21 protein-coding genes are annotated in these 18331 nt (G+C 74.0%); 11 read left to right on the forward strand and 10 right to left on the reverse strand.

Annotation, left to right across the window (positions count from 1 at the left end; translation table 11 throughout):
• Positions 1–52: 52 nt before the first annotated feature.
• The 4 genes from ACU4ZT_RS14995 to ACU4ZT_RS15010 all read right to left on the reverse strand — a co-directional run bounded on the left by ACU4ZT_RS14995 (position 53) and on the right by ACU4ZT_RS15010 (position 3186).
• Complete coding sequence (locus ACU4ZT_RS14995; RefSeq protein ID WP_445337472.1) at positions 53–1084, reverse strand: ImmA/IrrE family metallo-endopeptidase; 1032 nt, start codon at positions 1082–1084, stop codon at positions 53–55.
• A gap of 20 nt (positions 1085–1104) precedes the next feature.
• Positions 1105–1776: a hypothetical protein gene (locus tag ACU4ZT_RS15000; RefSeq protein WP_445337473.1), complete on the reverse strand. Its 672-nt coding sequence runs from the start codon at positions 1774–1776 to the stop codon at positions 1105–1107.
• 79 nt (positions 1777–1855) lie between these two features.
• Positions 1856–2554: an HAD family hydrolase gene (locus ACU4ZT_RS15005; protein WP_445337474.1), complete on the reverse strand. Its 699-nt coding sequence runs from the start codon at positions 2552–2554 to the stop codon at positions 1856–1858.
• A 119-nt stretch (positions 2555–2673) separates the two neighbouring features.
• A complete protein-coding gene (locus tag ACU4ZT_RS15010) occupies positions 2674–3186 on the reverse strand; it encodes a MarR family winged helix-turn-helix transcriptional regulator (RefSeq protein WP_270981193.1) in 513 nt (170 codons plus the stop codon).
• Between the two features lie 101 nt (positions 3187–3287).
• Between ACU4ZT_RS15010 and mmuM the strand changes: the two genes are divergently transcribed.
• Positions 3288–4181 carry a homocysteine S-methyltransferase gene (gene mmuM, locus ACU4ZT_RS15015; RefSeq protein WP_414763904.1) on the forward strand — a complete coding sequence of 298 codons (894 nt, stop codon included), beginning with the start codon at positions 3288–3290 and terminating at the stop codon, positions 4179–4181.
• 103 nt (positions 4182–4284) lie between these two features.
• Here mmuM and ACU4ZT_RS15020 read toward each other — a convergent pair whose 3' ends face one another.
• Positions 4285–5148 (reverse strand): SDR family oxidoreductase, encoded by an 864-nt coding sequence (locus ACU4ZT_RS15020; protein WP_414748819.1) that lies wholly within the window; start codon positions 5146–5148, stop codon positions 4285–4287.
• Between the two features lie 114 nt (positions 5149–5262).
• On the opposite strand from ACU4ZT_RS15020, the gene ACU4ZT_RS15025 reads away from it, so the two are divergent.
• Complete coding sequence (locus ACU4ZT_RS15025) at positions 5263–5643, forward strand: winged helix-turn-helix transcriptional regulator (RefSeq protein WP_063072802.1); 381 nt, start codon at positions 5263–5265, stop codon at positions 5641–5643.
• 75 nt (positions 5644–5718) lie between these two features.
• Positions 5719–7014, forward strand: a complete 1296-nt coding sequence (locus ACU4ZT_RS15030; RefSeq protein WP_414748820.1) for an MFS transporter — start codon at positions 5719–5721, stop codon at positions 7012–7014.
• Positions 7015–7035: 21 nt separating this feature from the next.
• Here ACU4ZT_RS15030 and ACU4ZT_RS15035 read toward each other — a convergent pair whose 3' ends face one another.
• A complete protein-coding gene (locus ACU4ZT_RS15035) occupies positions 7036–8004 on the reverse strand; it encodes a DUF2332 domain-containing protein (RefSeq protein ID WP_445337475.1) in 969 nt (322 codons plus the stop codon).
• Positions 8005–8147: 143 nt separating this feature from the next.
• Between ACU4ZT_RS15035 and ACU4ZT_RS15040 the strand changes: the two genes are divergently transcribed.
• Complete coding sequence (locus ACU4ZT_RS15040) at positions 8148–9014, forward strand: aldo/keto reductase family oxidoreductase (RefSeq protein ID WP_445337476.1); 867 nt, start codon at positions 8148–8150, stop codon at positions 9012–9014.
• Between the two features lie 72 nt (positions 9015–9086).
• On the opposite strand, the gene ACU4ZT_RS15045 is transcribed toward ACU4ZT_RS15040, so the two are convergent.
• Complete coding sequence (locus tag ACU4ZT_RS15045; RefSeq protein WP_445337477.1) at positions 9087–10043, reverse strand: LysR family transcriptional regulator; 957 nt, start codon at positions 10041–10043, stop codon at positions 9087–9089.
• A gap of 71 nt (positions 10044–10114) precedes the next feature.
• Between ACU4ZT_RS15045 and ACU4ZT_RS15050 the strand changes: the two genes are divergently transcribed.
• The 3 genes from ACU4ZT_RS15050 to ACU4ZT_RS15060 are packed head-to-tail and all read left to right on the forward strand — an operon-like array spanning position 10115 to position 11810.
• Positions 10115–11092, forward strand: a complete 978-nt coding sequence (locus ACU4ZT_RS15050; RefSeq protein ID WP_445337478.1) for a DMT family transporter — start codon at positions 10115–10117, stop codon at positions 11090–11092.
• Positions 11089–11457, forward strand: coding sequence for a YidH family protein (locus ACU4ZT_RS15055; RefSeq protein WP_063070510.1), 369 nt, complete (start codon positions 11089–11091; stop codon positions 11455–11457). Before ACU4ZT_RS15050 ends, ACU4ZT_RS15055 begins: the two co-directional genes overlap by 4 nt.
• Positions 11454–11810: a DUF202 domain-containing protein gene (locus ACU4ZT_RS15060; RefSeq protein ID WP_270981186.1), complete on the forward strand. Its 357-nt coding sequence runs from the start codon at positions 11454–11456 to the stop codon at positions 11808–11810. Before ACU4ZT_RS15055 ends, ACU4ZT_RS15060 begins: the two co-directional genes overlap by 4 nt.
• Before the next feature lie 29 nt (positions 11811–11839).
• Here ACU4ZT_RS15060 and ACU4ZT_RS15065 read toward each other — a convergent pair whose 3' ends face one another.
• The 3 genes from ACU4ZT_RS15065 to ACU4ZT_RS15075 all read right to left on the reverse strand — a co-directional run bounded on the left by ACU4ZT_RS15065 (position 11840) and on the right by ACU4ZT_RS15075 (position 14918).
• Complete coding sequence (locus tag ACU4ZT_RS15065) at positions 11840–12709, reverse strand: NAD(P)H-binding protein (RefSeq protein ID WP_445337479.1); 870 nt, start codon at positions 12707–12709, stop codon at positions 11840–11842.
• 327 nt (positions 12710–13036) lie between these two features.
• Positions 13037–13927: a PfkB family carbohydrate kinase gene (locus tag ACU4ZT_RS15070; RefSeq protein ID WP_445337480.1), complete on the reverse strand. Its 891-nt coding sequence runs from the start codon at positions 13925–13927 to the stop codon at positions 13037–13039.
• Positions 13920–14918, reverse strand: a complete 999-nt coding sequence (locus ACU4ZT_RS15075; protein ID WP_445337481.1) for a LacI family DNA-binding transcriptional regulator — start codon at positions 14916–14918, stop codon at positions 13920–13922. Before ACU4ZT_RS15075 ends, ACU4ZT_RS15070 begins: the two co-directional genes overlap by 8 nt.
• Positions 14919–15085: 167 nt before the next feature.
• On the opposite strand from ACU4ZT_RS15075, the gene ACU4ZT_RS15080 reads away from it, so the two are divergent.
• Genes ACU4ZT_RS15080 through ACU4ZT_RS15095 form a run of 4 tightly spaced genes read left to right on the forward strand, consistent with a single transcriptional unit; the run spans position 15086 to position 18307 of the window.
• Positions 15086–16180, forward strand: a complete 1095-nt coding sequence (locus ACU4ZT_RS15080; RefSeq protein ID WP_445337482.1) for a substrate-binding domain-containing protein — start codon at positions 15086–15088, stop codon at positions 16178–16180.
• A gap of 2 nt (positions 16181–16182) precedes the next feature.
• On the forward strand, positions 16183–17223 hold the full coding sequence (locus tag ACU4ZT_RS15085) for an ABC transporter permease (RefSeq protein WP_445337483.1): 1041 nt from the start codon (positions 16183–16185) through the stop codon (positions 17221–17223).
• Positions 17220–18017, forward strand: coding sequence for an ATP-binding cassette domain-containing protein (locus ACU4ZT_RS15090; RefSeq protein WP_043583835.1), 798 nt, complete (start codon positions 17220–17222; stop codon positions 18015–18017). Before ACU4ZT_RS15085 ends, ACU4ZT_RS15090 begins: the two co-directional genes overlap by 4 nt.
• Positions 18014–18307: a putative quinol monooxygenase gene (locus ACU4ZT_RS15095; protein WP_445337484.1), complete on the forward strand. Its 294-nt coding sequence runs from the start codon at positions 18014–18016 to the stop codon at positions 18305–18307. Before ACU4ZT_RS15090 ends, ACU4ZT_RS15095 begins: the two co-directional genes overlap by 4 nt.
• Positions 18308–18331: the final 24 nt, after the last annotated feature.

Below are 18331 nucleotides of genomic sequence, written 5' to 3' on the forward strand. Positions count from 1 at the left end.
TGTAGTTCCCAGGACGAGTCGCTTGGCGACCCTCCGGGCGAACTCGCTGCCCTCAGGCGACGGTCGGGACCAAACCTCGGAGGAACTGGTCGATGTCACGGGACGTGACACCGATTCGCTCCGCCGCCTTCGACACCTGGACCTTGTTGTCCCCGAATAGGACCTTGCGGAGCAACAAGGAGGTCTCGGGGATCATCCCGTCGGGCTCCCCTGAGCGGTATCCGGCATCGGACAGTGCGATGCACATGGAGCGGTACTGCCAATCTCCGATCAGATCGAGATCGCGGAGACGATGCGTCATCGCCATCGCCGACACCTTCCACGCCGCCTTGGCGCGGAGGACGCGGCTGACGCTCGCCCCGCGCATGTCCTGAGCCAGGATCCCGGAGCTGGGCATGAGGAAGGCCGCGGCGAAGCGATTCGCCTCCGCCTCCCGGTCCTTCGAATCCGCCGGAGTCATCTCCCGCTCATCGTGCAGCACGAGATGTCCGAGCTCATGCGCGAGGTCGAACCGCTGCCGCTCGCCGGACTTGAGGGTGTTCAGGACGACGACGGGGACGCCGTCCCGCACGAACGAGAACGCATCGATCTCGGCCAGGTCACGCGAGAGCCCGACGACGCGCACGCCCTTCGACTCCAGGAGATGCAGCATGTTCGAGATCGGCCTGTCCCCGAGAGCCCATCTGCGACGAAGGAGTTCGGCAGCCTGCTCGGGTGCGTGCTTGTCGTATGTGGGCAGATCCGGAGCCGGCAAGGTCAGCGTCTCCTCGACGAACGAGAAGAAGTCGAGCGCGATGGTCGCGGAGGCCAGCACCGCGTCGCGTTTCGCGGCGCTCGTCCTGCTCAACTTCCGGAAGCTGACCGCTTCGACCCGGAGGACGTCGACCGGCTCGCGGGTGAGGAACGAGGCGGGGAGCATCAGGGCGCGCGCCAGCTTGCCGACCGTCTCGGGAGACGGCTCCTGTCCCTTGTCGTTCTCGTAGTTGGAGAGGGACCGCGGCGAGACACCGCTCTCCGTCGACAGCTGCGTGAGCGTCCACCCCAACCGCTGCCGGGCGAGTTTCAGGCGAGATGAATCGAACATGAAGGTGATCGGCTCCGGTCTCAGGCGCGAGGCGTGACGGGTACATCGAATGCAGCAGCATCCTCGTCGCCGTCGTCGAGCGGGAAGACGGAGAAGTCCTCGTCGGTTCTCAGCGAGGGCAGCGGGATCTGCTCCTCCCACGTGACCACGGCACCGGAGGAGTCCAGCCCCGAGGGCTTCGCGACCGCGATGTTGAGGCCCTGATCGACGAGCTCATGCAGGATGAACCACAGGGGCGCGTCCACCCCCTCGCCCCCGGCGCCGACGCCGACGCCGAAACGGAACTCGGGAAGATCCAACGCCGACTGAGGAGCAGGAGCGCCGACCGCACGCGCAGTCGCCGGCCCCTTCTTCCTCGTGCGTGGCTGCACCCGCGGGTCGGCGCTCGCGACGTCGGTGGCCGAGGACACGGTGAGGGCCAGGCGACCGTCGGAATGGATGAGCCGCGGCTGCCCGTCGACCTCCTGGGGATGCCAGCCCAGAGGGACCAGCCGTAGCGCCAAGTTCTCGAACGAATCCTGGTAGAGGTCACTGCCCCGTGCCGATTTGGTGGCCAACGCGGATCGATTACGTGCGTGATCGAGGGCAGGTCGCAGGGCGTCGTGGATGAGCGCGATGGAGAGGCCGAGTTGCTCGAGACGCGACTCCACGCTCGGATCGAACGTGGGCTCATTCATCATCGCGTCAGCCATGAGCTCTCCTCGGGTTGCGCGTAACCCTACCGCAGATGCGGTCGAGAATCACGCAACGGGGGCTACGGATCCGCACGGCTCAGAGTCCGAGCAGCCGCTCCAGCGCCGGGTCCTCGAGGGAGTCGAGCACGAGGTCCGCGCCCGCGTCGCGCAGCTCCTCGGCCGAGTAGTGCCCGCTCGCCACGCCCACCGCGGTCGCGCCCGCGTCGTGCGCGGAGGTGATGTCGTTCGGGGTGTCGCCGACCACGAGCACCTCGTCGCGCGCGGGCTCGGCGCCGCGGAGCGTGCCCGCGGTCGCGATGGCGCGGCGCACGACGTCGACGCGGTCGGGCGAGTCGGATCCGTACGCGCCGAACACGAAGAACCGGCCGAGCCGGGCGGGCTCCATCTTCGTGCGGGCCGCGCCCTCCATCGCGCCCGAGACGACGCCGAGCACGACGCCCGCGTCGGCGAGCCGGTCGAGCAGCGCCTCCGCGCCGTCGAGCACGCGGTAGCCCTCGGACACGCGGATGTCGTCGGCGAGGTGCCGCAGGTAGGAGGCGTAGAGGCGCGCGAGCTCGGCGGGCTCCGGATCCCGGCCCATCACTCCGCGGAACGTCGCGGCGCCGACCTGCGGATCCGTCTCGCCCGCCGACGAGTGCTCGCCGATGTCGGCCTCCACGTCGTGCAGGTCGCGGAACGCCATCGCCCAGCTGCGCGCGCCGGAGCCGCCCGTGTGGATGAGGGTCTCGTCGATGTCGAAGAGCACGGCGGGCGGGATGGAGGAGGTGTCGGCCATCCGTCCATCGTGCTCCGGCCGACGCGACGCGCCCAAGGGCGGGACCGGGGCCGCGCCGGGACCGGGGCCGCGCCGGGACCGGGGCCGCGCCGCGACCGGGACCGGGGCCGCGCCGGGGATCAGGACGACCGGCGCGTGCGCACCCGCTCGGTCGTGCGCGCGATCACCCGGAGGCTGTCGATGAGGGTCGCGATCTGGGCCCGGCTGAGGTCGGCGAGCACCTCGTCCTCGTCGGCGACGAGCCGGCGCATCGCCCGGTCGACGCGCTCGATGCCGAACGGCGTGAGCACGACGAGCCGGCTGCGGCCGCCCGACGGATCCTCCTCGCGCGTGATGAAGGAGCGCGCGGTCAGCCGGTTCACCCGGTGCACGAGGCTGCCCGTGTCGGTGCCGAGCCGCTCGGCGAGCGCGGCGCGCGTGAGGCCCGCGTCGCCCTGCTGGCGGAGGATGGAGAGGAACTCGAACTCGCTCGTCGTGAGGCCCTCGGCGGCGAACGCGCCCTCGCGGATCCGCTGCATCTGCGGCAGCAGCCGCCGGAGCCGCGACACCACGTCGAGCGGCGCGAAGTCGACGTCGGGCAGGGCGGCACCCCACGCGTCGATCACCAGGTCGACGTCGTCGTCATCCTTCATCGGGACTCCCACCGTCGCGTCCACGGTACCCGGCGGCGGCGTGTGCGACGGCGCGTGACCCCCGGCTCGGATCCGGCCGGCCGCTCCGGCAGGATGTGCGCATGCAGCTCCCCCACCGCCCGCTCCTCCTCGACGGCGGCCTCGGCACGCTGCTGGAGGCGCGCGGGCACGACCTGTCGGATCCGCTGTGGAGCGCGCGCGTGCTCGCCGACGAGCCGGAGGCGATCCGCGCGGCGCACGCCGAGTACTTCCGCGCGGGCGCCGACGTCGCGATCACGGCGTCGTACCAGGTGGGCTTCGCCGCGTTCGCGGCGCGCGGGCTGTCGCACGCCGACACCGAGGAGCTGCTGCGCGCGAGCGTGCGGCTCGCGGCGGAGGCACGCGACGAGGTGGCGCGGGAGGATCCGCAGGGCGCGGCCCGCGAGCGCTGGGTCGCCGCATCCATCGGCCCGCTCGGCGCGACGCTCGGCGACGGCTCGGAGTACCGCGGATCCACCGGCCTCGACCGCGCGGGGCTCCGCCGCTGGCACGCGCCGCGGTTCGCCGTGCTCGCCGACGCCGGCGCCGACCTCCTCGCCTGCGAGACCATCCCGAGCCTCGACGAGGGCCGCGCCCTGGTGGACCTCGCGCGCGGCTCGGGCGCGTCCGCGTGGCTCGCGTTCACGGTCGAGGGCGGGCGGCTGCGGTCGGGCGAGCCGATGGCCGAGGGGTTCCGCCTCGCGGAGGAGGCCGACGAGGTCGTGGCCGTGGGGATCAACTGCGCGCATCCGGAGGAGGTGCCCGCCGCGATCGCCGCCGCGCGCAGCGTGACCGACCGGCCCGTGGTCGTCTACCCGAACTCCGGCGAGCGCTGGGACGCGGTCGCGCGCGGCTGGGGCGGCGACCCGGGCGTGCCCGACGCGCGCGCCTGGATCGACGCCGGCGCGACCCTCGTGGGCGGCTGCTGCCGGGTGGGGCCCGACGCGATCCGCTCGATGCGGGACGCGCTCGGCTGAGCGCCCCGCGCCCGCGCGCGACGACGGCCCGCCCCCGTGAGGGGACGGGCCGTCGTCGCGTGCGGAGCCGTGCGGATCCGCCTCGGGCGCGGATCCGGGCGGGTCAGGCGCCCGCGACCGCCTGGCGGAGGCCGTCGGCGAGCGAGGTGGTGGGGCGGCCGAGGAGGCGCGCCAGGTCGCCGGTCTCGTCGTCGAGCTGGCCGGCGGCCGTGGCGGCGTCGAGGCCCACGAGGAAGCCGATCGTGCCCTCGTCGAGGCCGGCCTCGCCGAGGATCCGCGCGTGCTCCTCGGAGGAGACGCGGGAGACGGGGACGGGCTGGCCCGTGATGCCGGAGATCGCCTGGGCGAGGTCGTCCTGCGTCCAGCGCTCGTCGCCCGCGAGCTCGAGCGTCTGCCCGGCGAGCGAGTCGTCGAGGGCCGCGACCGCGGTGGCCTCGGCGAAGTCGGCGATGGTGGCGCTCGCGACGCGGCCGTCGCCGGCGCTCGTGAGGAGGCCGCCGGACTGCGTCACGGAGTCGACCGTGCCGGCGTAGTTCTCGGTGTACCAGCCGTTGCGGAGGAGCGTGACGGGCACGCCCGAGGCGGCGAGCACCTCCTCGGTGGCCTTGTGCTCGCCCGCGATGAAGAGCTCGGTGGTGCTCGCGCGGAGGACGCTCGTGTAGAGGATCCGGCCGACGCCCGCCTCCTTCGCGGCCTCGATGACGGTGGTGTGCTGCGGCACGCGCTGGCCGACCTCGCTGCCGGAGACGAGCACGAGGGTGTCGCCGGGTCGGATGGCGGCGGCGACGCTGTCGGCGTCGGAGTAATCGAGGCGCGCGGTGCGGACGCCCTGGGCGGCGAGGTCGGCGAGGGCCTCGGGGCGGCGCGCGGTGGCGAGGATGTCGGAGGCGGCGTAGCCGCGGGCGAGCAGGGACGCGACGATGCGCGATCCGAGGCGGCCGGTGGCGGCGGTGACGACGATGGTCATGGGGTGCCTTTCGAGTCAGGGGACGAGCGGTACGCCGGGGTCAACGACTCCGTCGCCGAGTACCTTCCCACAGGGAGGTACCCACCTTCTGGTAAGTTGTGCGATGTGACGCAGATGAGCTTCCGGGTGAGCCGCGACCGACCCGGCGTGACCGAGGGCCGCTATCCCGCGAACTGCCCGTCGCGCACCCTGCTCGACCACATCACGAGCAAGTGGGGCGTGCTCGTCCTCCTCGCGCTCGGGGAGCGGTCGCGCCGCTGGGGCGAGCTGCGCCGCGAGATCGAGGGCATCAGCGAGAAGATGCTGGCCTCCACGCTGCGCACGCTCGCCGACGACGGCCTCGTGCTCCGCGAGGCGCAGCCCACCATCCCGCCGCGGGTCGACTACCGGCTCACCGAGCTCGGGCACGAGGTGAGCGCCCGGCTGGTGCCGCTCATGGACCTGGTCATGGACGTCACCGAGGACACGTCGCCGCTGGCGTCCCGCCGACCCTAGGCTGGATCCGGCAGCCCGCGAACCGGCGCCGACCCGCCCGCGCCACGGCGCCACCCGGCCAGGAAGAGACCGACGATGCCCTCCCCGTCCGCGCCGACGCTGTCGCGCACGCCCGCCCCGACCCGCGACGTCCGCCGCGCGCGCGTCGCGGTCGCCGTCCTCTTCTTCACCAACGGCGCGATCTTCGCGAACCTGCTGCCGCGCTACCCGTCGATCAAGACGGAGCTCGGGCTGACCAACGTGGAGTTCGGCGCCGCGGTCGCCGCGTCCCCGCTCGGCGCCCTCATCGCCGGGCTCGCCGCGGGCGTGCTCATCCGCCGCTACCGGTCGGCGCGGGTCGCGGTCGCCGCGACCGTGGTGGCCTCGGTCGGGATCCTGCTGGCCGGCCTCGCGCCCGGCTGGCTCGTGCTCGCGATGGCGCTGTTCCTCGCGGGCGCCATGGACGCGATCACCGACGTCGCGCAGAACTCGCACGCGCTGCGGGTGCAGCGCCTCTACGGCCGGTCGATCAACAACTCCTTCCACGCCGTCTGGTCCGTCGGGGCGGTGGCGGGCGGGATCATGGGCGCCGCGGCCGCGCAGATCGGGCTGCCGCTGATCGTGCACCTCTCGATCTCCGCGGTCGTCTTCAGCGCGCTGGCCGTGCTCGCGCTCGCGTGGCTGCTGAAGGGACCGGAGCCGGAGCCCGGCGAGGGCGGCGCCGCGCATGCGCACGCCCCCGATCCCGAGGGCGACGTCGCGCGCGCCGCCTCCCCGCGCGCGCTCGGCCTCGTCGCGAAGTACGGCGTGCTGCTCGCGCTCGTGGTCATCGCGTCCGGCGGCGCCATCGTCGAGGACTCCGGCAGCACCTGGTCGGCCATCTACCTCTCCCGCGACCTCGGCGCCAGCGCGTTCGTCGCGGGCCTCGGCTTCATCTCGCTCCAGGGCATGCAGTTCGTGGGCCGGATGCTCGGCGACCGCATGGTCGACCGCTTCGGGCAGCGCGCCATCGCCCGCCTCGGCGGCGTGCTCGTGCTCGCGGGCATGGGCGGCGCGCTCGCGTTCCCGGGCATCGTCGGCACGATCATCGGGTTCGGCGTGGCCGGCTTCGGCGTCGCGACCCTGATCCCCGCGGCCATGCAGGCCGCCGACGAGCTGCCCGGCTTCCGGCCGGGCACGGGCCTCACGATCGTCGGCTGGCTGCTGCGCGTGGGCTTCCTCGTCTCGCCGCCCGTCGTCGGCGCCATCGCGGACGCGTCGTCGCTGCGCTTCGGGCTCCTCTTCGTGCCGGCGTCCGGGCTCCTCGTGCTCGTCTTCTCCCGCGTGCTCGCGACGCGTCGCGCGCACCCGCCGGCGCAGGCGGCGCCGGGGGCGTCGGTTCCCTCCTCCTAGGGGCGGCGCGGGCGGATCCGCTCAGAGCGCCTCGTAGCTCTGCCCGTGCGGCCCGACCAGGGCGACGGGACGCTCGTCGACGGCGAGGACCGTCCGTCCCCGCGCCGGCCGGTCGAGCCGCTCCGCCACCCGCGGGAGCACGCGCTCCCCCTCGTTGCTGACCCAGGTCGCCCTCGTGCACGCTCGCATGATCGCGGCGAAGCGCTGCCGCGCATCCGGATCCACGTAGGAGAGCACCGAGCTGTGGAAGACGACCACGTGGGCGCCTGCCGGAGCCTCGGCGACGAGCTGCGGGATGCGCTCGAGGAGGTCTCCGCGCACCAGCTGGGGCGGATCCGCGGCCGTGATCCGGAGCGCGGCATCGAGCCGTGCCCGGCGTCCGCCGTGCTCCGGCCAGACGAGGGCGCGGAGCCATTCGCGGGTCTCCGGGTCCCGGGCGTCGAGCGGGTTCAGGTCGATGCCGGCTCGCCAGACGACGTTCGGGAGCCGGGTGGGCACGCTGGCAGCGTCGATGGAGCAGGGGATCGTCATCGGGCTGGGGCCGGCGTCGGGATCCAGCGCGACGACGCCGTCGGGGGTCGCGTAGCGGTACCCGTAGCGATCGGGCTGGAGGCAGAGCCCGGCGGAGGCGCCGACCTCGATCAGGGCGAGCGGACCCTCCAGGGCGCTGAGCACCGGGAGCAGCACCGCGCATCGCGCCGCCTCGTTGGTCTGCGTCGAGCGGCTCCGGATCACCGGCTCGACCTCCGACCAGCGCCCGACCAGCCACTCGCGGAACGCGCGATACGGCCCGACGGGTGCACCGACGAGACGGGCCGCGGCGAAGACCAGGTTCGGCTGCCTCTTCCCCGCCGGCAGGGCCGCGATGAGTGCCAGGACCCCGTCGTCCTCCGCCACTCCCGACGCCCAGTCGTCGTAGACGTCCGAGACGCCGCGCGCCTCGACCTCCGCGAACCGTCGGTAGAGGTGGGCCACGGCGTCTTCGGTCATGCGCGTCACGCTAGCGCCGGCCCCCGAGGGGCGGGCGGCGCGCGGCCGGATCCGCTCACGGGCTCCTGCGAGTGCGGTCGCGCACGCGGTCGCCGCGGGAGAGTGGGCGCACGCCGCCCGCCGCGCCACCCGAGAGGATCGCCATGTCCACCGACCTGCCCGGAGGGCTCTTCCCGCTCGCCCACGACCTCACCGTCACGCGCTTCGGCTACGGCGTCATGCAGCTCGCGGGGCCGCGCGTGTTCGGGCCGCCCGCGGATCCCGACGCCGCCCGCGCCGTGCTGCGCGAGGCCGTCGCGCTCGGGATCACGCACATCGACACCGCCGACTTCTACGGCCCCGGGCACACGAACGCGCTCATCGAGGAGACGCTCTTCCCGTATCCGGAGCGCCTCCACATCGTGACCAAGGTCGGATCCCTGCGGGACGCGAAGGGCCGCTGGCCGCAGGCGCTCTCCGCGGCCGAGCTCCGCCAGGCCGTCTACGACAACCTCACGCACTTGACGCTCGACGTGCTCGACGTCGTGAACCTCCGCGTCGGCGCCTTCGACAGCCCGACCGACGGGTCCATCGAGGAGCCGTTCACCGCCCTGGCCGAGCTGCAGCGGGAGGGGCTGATCCGGCACCTCGGCGTCAGCAACGTGACGCCCGAGCAGGTGGCCGAGGCCCGCCGCATCGCGCCCATCGTGTCCGTGCAGAACCACTACAACCTGGCCCGCCGCGACGACGACGCGCTCATCGACGAGCTCGCCGCCGACGGCATCGCGTACGTGCCGTACTTCCCGCTCGGCGGGTTCTCGCCGCTGCAGTCGGAGGTGCTGGCGCGCGTCGCCGCCTCGCTCGACTCGGCGCCACTGCCGGTCGCGCTCGCCTGGCTCCTGCAGCGGTCGCCGAACGTGCTCGTGATCGCGGGCACGTCGTCGGTGGAGCACCTGCGGGAGAACGTGGCAGGGGCGCGGATCCGGCTGCCCGAGGACGCGCTCGCGGAGCTGGAGGGGATCGGCGGCTGACGGCCGGCGGTGGTCGGCGCCCGCGCCACGCGGGCGGCTGACGGCCGGACTCGGCCCTCGACACGCCCCGAGTCAGCTCGCGGCGGCCCGCTCGGCGGCCTCCGCCGCGGCATCCGCCACCCGCCGCAGCGCCGCCAGCACCAAGCGGACCGGCGCCTGCGCGAGCGCGTCCGGCCGGGCGAGCACGTCGACGTGGCGCACGAGCCGCGCGCCGACGACCGGCCGCAGCACCACCCCGTCGACCGCGAGCGGCGCGCCGGTCGTCCGCGGCATCACGGCGATGGCGTCGCCGGCCCGCACGATCTGCGCCGCCACCGAGAACTCGTTGACGCGGTGCACGATGCGCGGCGCCTGCCCGATGAGCGCGCCGAGGTGGTCGAGCACGCCCGCGAGCGGGAAGCCCGCGTGCGTGGAGATCCACCGTTCGTCGCGCAGCATCTCCGGCGTGATCGCCGCCGACGACGCGAGCGCGTGCCCGGCGTGGAGCGCGATGTCGAGCGGCTCCACCAGCAGGGGAACCACCACGAGCCGGGCGGTCGGCCACGGCGGATCGTGCGGGAGGCGATGCGCGACGACGAGGTCGTGATCCGCGGTGAGGCCCGCGAAGTCGCCCTGCGCCACGTCGGCGTCCGCGAGCGAGACCCGGATGCCCGCCCCGGATCCGCCCGCCCCGGATCCCTCCGCGCCCGCCAGCTCCGCGAGCAGCGGCCCGAAGAGCGCGAGCCCGGCGCTGTGGAAGGCGGACACGCGCACGGCCCGGTCGTCGTGCGCGAGGAACGACCCGACGGCATCGCGGGCGGCGGCGAGCGCCTCGTCCACGCGCGTCGACGCCGCGGCGAGCGCCTCGCCGGCCTCCGTGAGCGCCAGGCGCCGCCCACGCTTGACGGTCAGCGGCACGGGCACGCCGGCCTGGAGCGCGGCGAGCTGCTGCGATACGGCCGACGCGCTCACGTGCATCGCGACCGCGACGGCCGCGACGCTCCCGCGATCGCCGAGCTCGCGGAGGAGGCGGAGGCGGGCGGGATCCATGAGCCCTGTCTAACGCATCGATGAAGACGATGCCCGTCGATCTTCCGGGTCTGCTGCCGGACAGTGGGGGCATGACCTCCCCCACCCGTCCCGGACCCGTCGTCGACCTGCTGCTCCTGGCGGTCGCGGCCGTGTGGGGCGCGAGCTTCCTCGCGGCCAAGGACCTCGCGGCGGAGACGGGCGTGCCCGCGGCCGTCGCGCTGCGCTTCCTCGTCGCCGCGGTCGCGACCGGGATCGTCTGCCTGGCCCGGCGCGAGCGGCTGCCACGAGGTCGCGGCCTCCTGATCGCGGCGGCGCTCGGCTGCTCGCAGGCCGCCGTCATCGGGCTGGAGACGTGGGGCGTGCACCTGACGAGCGCGACCAACGCGGGCCTCCTCATCAGCCTGGCGCTCGTGATGACGCCCGTGCTCGAGGGCGCCGCGTCGCGCTCGTGGCTGCCGCGGTCGTACTTCGTCGCGGCGGTCGCGGCCGTGGTCGGCGTCGCGCTGCTGGTCTCCGAGGGCGGGCTGCGCGCGCCCACGCCGGGCGACGGGCTGGTGATCGCCGCGGCCGTCGTGCGGGCCGTGCACGTCACCGCGAGCGGGCACCTCACGCGCGGGCGGAGCGAGGGGACCCTCGGCGTGGTCCTCGTGCAGATGGTCGTGTGCGCGGCCCTCTTCTCCGCGCTGGCGGGGCCCGACCTGCCGGCGGCGGCCGCCTCGCTCGATGCCCGGGGCTGGGCCGGCGTGCTCTTCCTCGGGGTGCTGTGCTCGCTGTTCGCGTTCGCGGTGCAGCTCTGGGCCGTGCGGCGTACGTCGGCGTCGCGCGCGAGCATCCTCATGGGGACCGAGCCGGTGTGGGCGCTGCTGGTGGGCGTGGTGGTGGCGGGCGAGGCGATCGGGCCGGTCGGCGCGGGCGGCGCGGCGCTCATCGTCGCGGCGTCGTACGCGGGCCAGGCGATCGAGCGGCGGCACCGTGCATCCGTCGACGCCGCCCGCGCCGGAACCCGCGAGGATGGGCGCATGCCCCAGCCCGACGCGGCGCCGCGCCTGCCCCATCCCGCCGCATGACCGCGCCCGACCGCCGCTTCCCCCGTCGCGTCTACCGCGAGGGCGCCGAGCCCGACGTGCGCTTCAGCCTCGCCAACGAGCGCACGTTCCTCGCCTGGATCCGCACCTCGCTCGCGCTCCTGGCCGGCGGCGTCGCGCTCGAGGCGCTCGCGCTCGGGCTGCAGCCCGGGTTCCGGCTGGCCGCGTCGCTCGTGCTGATCGTCGCCGGGATCGCCGCGCCCGCCCAGGCGTGGATCGGCTGGATGCGCACCGAGCGCGCCCTCCGCCGGGACCGCCCGCTGCCGTCGGCCGCGCTGTCGCTGCCCCTCGGGATCGCGGTCGTCGGCGCGGGCGTGCTCGTGCTGCTGGGCGTGCTGACCGCGTGAGCGCGCCGGACCCGGCCGGGCGCCCCTTCGACCCTGGCCTCCAGCCCGAGCGCACCGCCCTCGCCTGGCGCCGCACGGCCCTCGCGCTCGTCGTCGGATCCCTGTTCGGGCTCCGCGCGCTCCCGGCGCTCCTCGGGCCGGCCGGGCTGGTCGTCGCCGCGGCGGGCGTGATCGCCGCCCTGGCCGTGCTCGCGACCGCGCACCTCCGCTACCGGCGGGTGCACCGGATCCTCACCGCGGGACCCGCCGGCCCCGGCACCACCGCGCTCCCCGGCGGCGCGCTGCCCGCCCTCGTCGCCGCGCTCACCGCGTGCGCCGGGCTCGCCGCGCTGGCCCTCGCGCTCGCCCGCTGAGCCGACGGCGGATCCACGCACGCCCCGCCCTACAGGGCAGGCACCAGCACCTCGCGCACGAAGTCCTCGTAGGAGCGGGGCGGATGTCCGAGGACGGCGGTGAGGCGAGCGAGGGCCTCGGGGGTCCCGACGAGCCCGTCCCGCTGGAACCCCGAGTACATGCGCTCGTAGTCGTACACGAGCCAGGAGGGCATGGAGGCCAGGGACGACTCCCGCCACGCCACGAGGTCGTCTCCCGCGTACGTCACCGTCCTCCCGAGGGCCTCGGACAGGGCCGCGGCCGTCGTGTCGCCCGTCCACGCGGTCGGGCCGAACACGTCGATCGGACCCTCGAGCTCCGTCCCCGGGGTCAGAGCGCTCACGGCGACCTCCGCGATGTCGCGCACGTCGACCCGGGAGACGCCCGTCCCGCCGAGGGGCTGCGGGTACAGGCCGTCGCGGATCGCCTCGAGGTACCAGACGTCGTTCTGGAAGAAGTTGTTGACCCGGAGGAAGCAGGCCTCGACGTCGCTGTGCTCGAGGAGGGCCTCCACCGCGAGCTTCGCGGAGTTGTGGGGCACCTGCGGCGCCCGGTCGAGGTCCTGGACGGACAGGTAGACGATCCGGCGGACGCCCGCCGCCACGGCGTGGTCCACCGCGACGGTCGTCTCGTACAGCTCGGTGGGCGTCCCCGTCAGGGCCAGGAAGACCTGCTCGACGCCCTCGAACGCCGACGTCGCCTCGTAGGGATCGCCCAGATCGCCGACCACCCCGTCGACGCCGTCGGGGAGGTCGGCGAGCCGCCGCGCGTCGCGGCTCAGGACCCTCAGTCCGGTCATGCCCCGGCGCAGGGCCTCGGCGATGACGGCCGAGCCGACCGTCCCGGTCCCGCCGATGATCAGGGTTCGTGCGTCGCCCATGGTGATCCTCCTGTCTCGTCAATGCGTGCGTGCGTGCGGCACGGTCGTCGGCCGTCCGCTCGGGAGCTCGTCGCCGCCGGACGCGTCACGGACCACGGCGATGAGCTGCGCGAGCGGAGCCGCCGAGGGGGAGACCGCCCGGCGGCTCGGTCGACTCGTGCGTCGAGAGGCTACGCCGGACGAGGGCCGGCGATCCCATCGCCCCACGCGTCTCGACAGCGGCCGGATGCCCGGTTACCATCCGGCGTCCGCAGCGACACGAGGGCGGCCCGACACCCGCCTCCGCGCACGCGCTCCCCTTGCCGATCCCGCGAGCCGGCGCCCGCCTCAGGCCGTCGGCATCCGCAGCAGCGCGCCCGGCTGCCGGCAGGTGGCGGCGGCGATCGCCATGCAGGTGCGCAGCATCGCCTCGCCCTCCGCGGCCGTGCGCGGCGCACCCCGACGGGCGATCGCGTCGGCCGCGGCCGCGAGGCACGCGTCGCCGGCGCCCATGGTGTCGACGATCGGCCGCGGATCCGCCGCGATCCCCGCCGCCACCACCTCGCCGTCCTCGAGCTGCACGGACGCGCCGCGCGGGCCGTCGGTGGCGAGCACGAGGCGGCTGCCGGTCGCGTGCAGCCCGGCGCGCGCGTCCGCGAGCGCGCCCAGCTCGAGGAGGGCCGTGTCGTCGTCGCCCACCTTCACGAGCAGCGCCTCGGCCGCCGCGCGCGCGAAGCCGACGCGGAACCGCTCGGCGTCGTGCAGCATGCCGCCGCGCGGGTTCGGGTCGACCAGCAGGCGCTCGCGCGGATCCCGCACCGCGGCCAGGAGCTCGTCGGCTTGCGCGTGGTCGTCGTACGGGAAGCAGCTGACGACCACGAGCGACGCCGCGTCGAGCGCCGCCCGCTCCGCCGCGCCGATGCGCACGCGGCGGTTCCACGCGGCCTCGTTGAACGAGTAGCGCGGCTCGCCGTCCTCGCGCTCGCTCACGGCGACGGAGGTGCCCGAGGGGCCGATGGTGGCGATGAGCTCGACCCCGTGCGCGTCGAGCTCCGCGCGGATGCGGCGGCCGTGCTCGTCGTCGCCGACCATCGCGATGAGCTGCACGCGGTGCCCGAGGATCGCGAGCCCGACCGCGACGTTGAGGGCCGCTCCCCCGACGAAGGCGGTCTCCTCCCCGTCCTCGCGGAGCAGGTCGATCAGGGCGTCGCCGACGACGACGATGGGCTGGTCATGCATGGCGGGGGACCTCTCCGGAGCCTCGGACGATGAGCGTGGTGGGGACGACGACGGTCTGCGCGGGTCCCGCGTCACCGTCGAGCCGGGCGAAGACGCGCTCGGCGGCGGCGTGGCCGATGCGCGACGGATCCTGCGCGACGACGGTGACGGCGGGCTCCAGGAGCGCGGCCATCGGCAGGTCGTCGAAGCCGACGAGCGCGATGCGGCGCTGGGCGCCGTGCCGCCGGAGCGCCGCGATGACGCCGATGGTGATGAGGTTCTGCCCGCTCACGATCGCGGTCGGCGGCTCGGGCAGCGCGAGCAGGCGCTCGGCGAGCGCATCCGCCACGACCTCGTCGGTCGCGCCCTCGAGCACGAGCTCGGGCGCCACGGGGAGCCCGCGCCGTCGCATCTCCTCGGCGAAGCCGCGCTCGCGCTCGCGGGCCGTGAAGATCTCCGGCCGGTCGCCGAGGAACGCGATGCGGCGGTGCCCCTGGTCGGCCAGGTGCGCCACGGCACGGGAGACGCCGGCCGCGTTGTCGACGATGACCGCGTCGGCCTCCAGCCCCGTCGGCACGCGGTCGACGAACACGAGCGGGGTGCCGCGCGATGCCGCGACGCCGAGGTACGCCTGGCTCGGGGCGATGGTGGTGAGGATCAGCCCGTCGACCCGGCGGGCGAGGAACGCGTCGACGGCGGAGCGCTCCCGGTCGGCGTCGTCGTCGAGGCTCGAGGCGAAAACGGCGACGTGACGCTCGCTGGCCGCCTCCTCCACGGCTCGGTGCAGCGCGCCCGAGAACGGGTTCGCGACGCTGCCGACGAGGAGGCCCAGCGTGTTCGTGCGGCGGTCGGTGCGGCGCAGGTTGCCGGCGTGCAGATCCGGCTGGTACTGGAGCTGCTCCACCGCCGCGCGGACCCGGTCGGTGAGCTCCGCGGAGACGTTCGGCTCGCCGTTGACGACGCGCGACACCGTCTTGATGCCCACGCCCGCGAGCCGCGCGACGTGCTTCATCGTGGGTCGGCGCGCGCCGGACGGGGCTCCGCTCGGGGATGACAACGGTGTCACGGATGGGTCTCGCTCTCTGCGCTATGGGTTGACCATACCGGCTCCGACCCGCTAGACCTTCCCATGACAACGTTGTCGGGAGCGCGCTCCCACCCGAAGGACAGGATCCATCAATGACGAACCGATCCCCGCGCCTCGTGCGCACCATCGCCCTCGGCTCCGCGGCCCTCGTCGCCGCGGTCGGGCTCACCGGCTGCTCCAGCTCGGGCTCCGGCTCGGGCGGCGGATCCGGCTCGGGCGACGTCGGCGTCTCGCTCATCGTGAAGACGACCACCAACCCCTTCTTCGTCGCCATGCAGGACGGCGCGAAGGACGCCGCCGCATCCTCCGGCATCAGCCTGACGCTGGCGGCCGGCAAGGAGGACGGCGACGAGGACACCCAGATCCAGGCCATCGAGAACGCCATCTCGAAGGGCGACAAGGGCATCCTCATCACCCCGAACGGCCCCTCGGTGGTCGACGCCATCCAGAAGGCGCGCGACGCCGGCCTCTACGTGATCGCGCTCGACACGGCGCCCGACCCGGCCGACTCCGTCGACATCACGTTCGCCACCGACAACTTCGCCGCGGGCGAGTCCATCGGGAAGTGGGCCGCGTCGCAGCTCGGCGGGAAGAAGGCGACCATCGCCCTCCTCGACCTGTACGACGACAAGGCCGTGTCGGTCGACTACGACCGCGACCAGGGCTTCCTCACCGGCATGGGCATCGACGTCGGCGACAAGGCCAAGAACGGCGACGAGGCGAAGTCGGGCGACTACAGCGGCGGCGACTACGAGATCGTCGGCAACGAGGCCACGCAGGGCGCCGAGGACGGCGGCCGCACGGCCATGGAGACGCTGCTGTCGAAGGACCCGGACATCAACGTCGTCTACACGATCAACGAGCCGGCCGCGTTCGGCGCCTACCAGGCGCTCCAGGCCGCCGGCAAGGAGAAGGACGTCGTCCTCGTCTCGGTCGACGGCGGCTGCGCGGGCGTGAAGAACGTGAAGGAGGGCGTCATCGGCGCCACCGCCCAGCAGTACCCGGTGAAGATGGCGCAGCTCGGCGTCGAGGCCATCGCGCAGCTCGCGAAGGACGGCACCAAGCCCGCCACGAGCGCCGGCCTCGACTTCTTCGACACCGGATCCGCGCTCGTCACCGACACCCCCGTCGACGGCCTCGAGAGCATCACGGCCGACGACGCCGCGACGAAGTGCTGGGGCGAGTGACCGTGAGCCGGACCGACCCGAACCCGCCCACCTCGTCGCTCGACCTCGCCAACGAGTTCCTCGACCGCCGCACGCCCGTCGACCGCATCCGCGGCGTGCTCCACCGCTACCCCGCCGTCAGCCCGGCCGTCGTGCTGGTCCTCGCGATCATCGTGTTCGGCCTGCTCAACGACCGCTTCCTCGATCCCGCGAACCTGTCGCTCGTCACGCAGCAGGTCGCCGTGGTCGGCACGCTCGCGGTGGCGCAGACGCTCATCATCCTGACCGCGGGCATCGACCTCTCGGTCGGCGCGGTCATGGTCCTCACGTCGATGGTGATCGCGCAGGCCGCCAGCCAGAACGACCTGCCGGCGCCCGCCGCGCTGGCCGCCGGCCTCATCGTGGGTCTCGCGGCCGGCGCGTTCAACGGCCTGCTGGTCACGCGGCTGCGGCTCCCCCCGTTCATCGTGACCCTCGGGACGCTCAACATCTTCGTGGCGCTCACGCTCCTCTACTCCAACGGCGCGACCGTCCGCGGTGTGGACATGCCGAAGGCGCTCTCCTGGACGGGGCGCACGTTCGACCTGGCGGGCGTGAAGATCAGCTTCGGCGTGGTGCTGATGCTCGTGCTGTACATCGTCGTGGCCTTCATCCTCGGCAAGACCGCCTGGGGCCGGCACGTGTACGCGGTCGGCGACGACAAGGAGGCCGCGCGCCTCGCCGGCATCAGCGTCAACCGGGTGCTCATGAGCGTGTACCTCGCGGCGGGGGCCATCCTCGCGGTCGGCGCGTGGATCCAGATCGGCCGCAGCAACGCGGCCAGCCCCAACGCGGGCGCCGACCTCAACCTCGACTCCATCACCGCGGTGGTGATCGGCGGCACGAGCCTCTTCGGCGGCCGCGGCACGGTCTGGGGCACGCTCCTCGGCGCGCTCATCGTGGGCGTCTTCCGCAACGGCCTCTCGCTCGCCGGGCTGGACGTGCTCTACCAGACGCTCGCGGTGGGCGTCCTCATCATCGTCGCGGTCTCCGTCGACCAGTGGATCCGAAAGGTGCGCAAGTGACCCTCACCGACCCCGCGGGGAGCGCCCCCGCGCCGACCCGCACGCCCGTCCTCGAGGCGAAGCGGCTCGTGAAGACCTTCGGCCGGGTCGTCGGCCTCGACGGCGTGAGCCTCGAGCTCTTCCCCGGCGAGGTGCTCGCGATCATCGGCGACAACGGCGCCGGCAAGTCGACGCTCATCAAGTGCCTCACCGGGGCCGAGACGCCCGACGAGGGCGAGCTGTTCCTCGACGGCAAGCCGGTCTCGTTCAAGCGGCCGCAGGACGCCCGGGCCGCGGGCATCGAGACGGTGTACCAGAACCTCGCCGTCTCGCCCGCGCTCGACGTGGCGTCGAACCTCTACCTCGGGCGGGAGAAGCGGAAGAAGGGGATTCTCGGATCCGTGTTCCGCATGCTCGACACGGCCGGCATGCGCCGCGAGGCCAAGGCGGAGCTGACCGAGCTCGGCATCTCGACGCTGCAGGACGTGACCGTGCCGGTCGAGAACCTGTCCGGCGGGCAGCGGCAGGCGGTCGCCGTGGCGCGCGCCGCGGCGTTCGGGTCGAAGGTCGTGGTGCTCGACGAGCCCACCGCGGCGCTCGGCGTGCGCGAGTCGAACCAGGTGCTGGAGCTCGTGCGGAACCTGCGCGACCGCGGGATCCCGGTGATCCTCATCAGCCACAACATGCCGCAGGTGTTCGAGGTCGCCGACCGGATCCACATCCAGCGCCTCGGCAAGAAGGCCGCCACCATCACGCCGCAGTCGCACTCGATGACCGACGCGGTCGCGATCATGACGGGCGCGGCCACGGCATGACGGCCACCGTCCTCTACGCGGAGTTCACGGCGCTGCCGGGCCACGAGGAGGAGGTCGCGCGGATGATCGCCGACCTCGCTGAGCTGGTGCGGGCCGAGCCCGGCAACGTCGTGTTCGAGCCGTACCGGCGGGTGGAGGATCCGGCGCGCTTCGTCGTGCACGAGGTCTACCGCGACGAGGCCGCGTTCCAGGCGCACATCGGGGCCGAATACGGGGCCGAATTCAATGCGCGGCTCGCACCGCTCATCGTGGAGGAAGGATCGCAGTTGACATTCCTCGCGCCCGTGTGAGATGCGCGGCGGATATCCGAGCGA

The organism is Clavibacter davisi (assembly GCF_052751415.1).

Coding starts and splice junctions, on each gene's coding strand:
- ACU4ZT_RS15005 (WP_445337474.1), bottom strand. CDS start 2,554: ATGGCCGACACCTCCTCCATCCCGCCCGCCGTGCTCTTCGACATCGAC.
- ACU4ZT_RS15045 (WP_445337477.1), bottom strand. CDS start 10,043: ATGGATCCCGCCCGCCTCCGCCTCCTCCGCGAGCTCGGCGATCGCGGG.
- ACU4ZT_RS15055 (WP_063070510.1), top strand. CDS start 11,089: ATGACCGCGCCCGACCGCCGCTTCCCCCGTCGCGTCTACCGCGAGGGC.
- ACU4ZT_RS15095 (WP_445337484.1), top strand. CDS start 18,014: ATGACGGCCACCGTCCTCTACGCGGAGTTCACGGCGCTGCCGGGCCAC.
- ACU4ZT_RS15030 (WP_414748820.1), top strand. CDS start 5,719: ATGCCCTCCCCGTCCGCGCCGACGCTGTCGCGCACGCCCGCCCCGACC.
- ACU4ZT_RS15025 (WP_063072802.1), top strand. CDS start 5,263: ATGAGCTTCCGGGTGAGCCGCGACCGACCCGGCGTGACCGAGGGCCGC.
- ACU4ZT_RS15070 (WP_445337480.1), bottom strand. CDS start 13,927: ATGCATGACCAGCCCATCGTCGTCGTCGGCGACGCCCTGATCGACCTG.
- ACU4ZT_RS15000 (WP_445337473.1), bottom strand. CDS start 1,776: ATGGCTGACGCGATGATGAATGAGCCCACGTTCGATCCGAGCGTGGAG.
- ACU4ZT_RS15020 (WP_414748819.1), bottom strand. CDS start 5,148: ATGACCATCGTCGTCACCGCCGCCACCGGCCGCCTCGGATCGCGCATC.
- ACU4ZT_RS15010 (WP_270981193.1), bottom strand. CDS start 3,186: ATGAAGGATGACGACGACGTCGACCTGGTGATCGACGCGTGGGGTGCC.
- ACU4ZT_RS15065 (WP_445337479.1), bottom strand. CDS start 12,709: ATGGGCGACGCACGAACCCTGATCATCGGCGGGACCGGGACGGTCGGC.
- mmuM (WP_414763904.1), top strand. CDS start 3,288: ATGCAGCTCCCCCACCGCCCGCTCCTCCTCGACGGCGGCCTCGGCACG.
- ACU4ZT_RS14995 (WP_445337472.1), bottom strand. CDS start 1,084: ATGTTCGATTCATCTCGCCTGAAACTCGCCCGGCAGCGGTTGGGGTGG.
- ACU4ZT_RS15035 (WP_445337475.1), bottom strand. CDS start 8,004: ATGACCGAAGACGCCGTGGCCCACCTCTACCGACGGTTCGCGGAGGTC.
- ACU4ZT_RS15040 (WP_445337476.1), top strand. CDS start 8,148: ATGTCCACCGACCTGCCCGGAGGGCTCTTCCCGCTCGCCCACGACCTC.
- ACU4ZT_RS15050 (WP_445337478.1), top strand. CDS start 10,115: ATGACCTCCCCCACCCGTCCCGGACCCGTCGTCGACCTGCTGCTCCTG.
- ACU4ZT_RS15080 (WP_445337482.1), top strand. CDS start 15,086: ATGACGAACCGATCCCCGCGCCTCGTGCGCACCATCGCCCTCGGCTCC.
- ACU4ZT_RS15075 (WP_445337481.1), bottom strand. CDS start 14,918: ATGAAGCACGTCGCGCGGCTCGCGGGCGTGGGCATCAAGACGGTGTCG.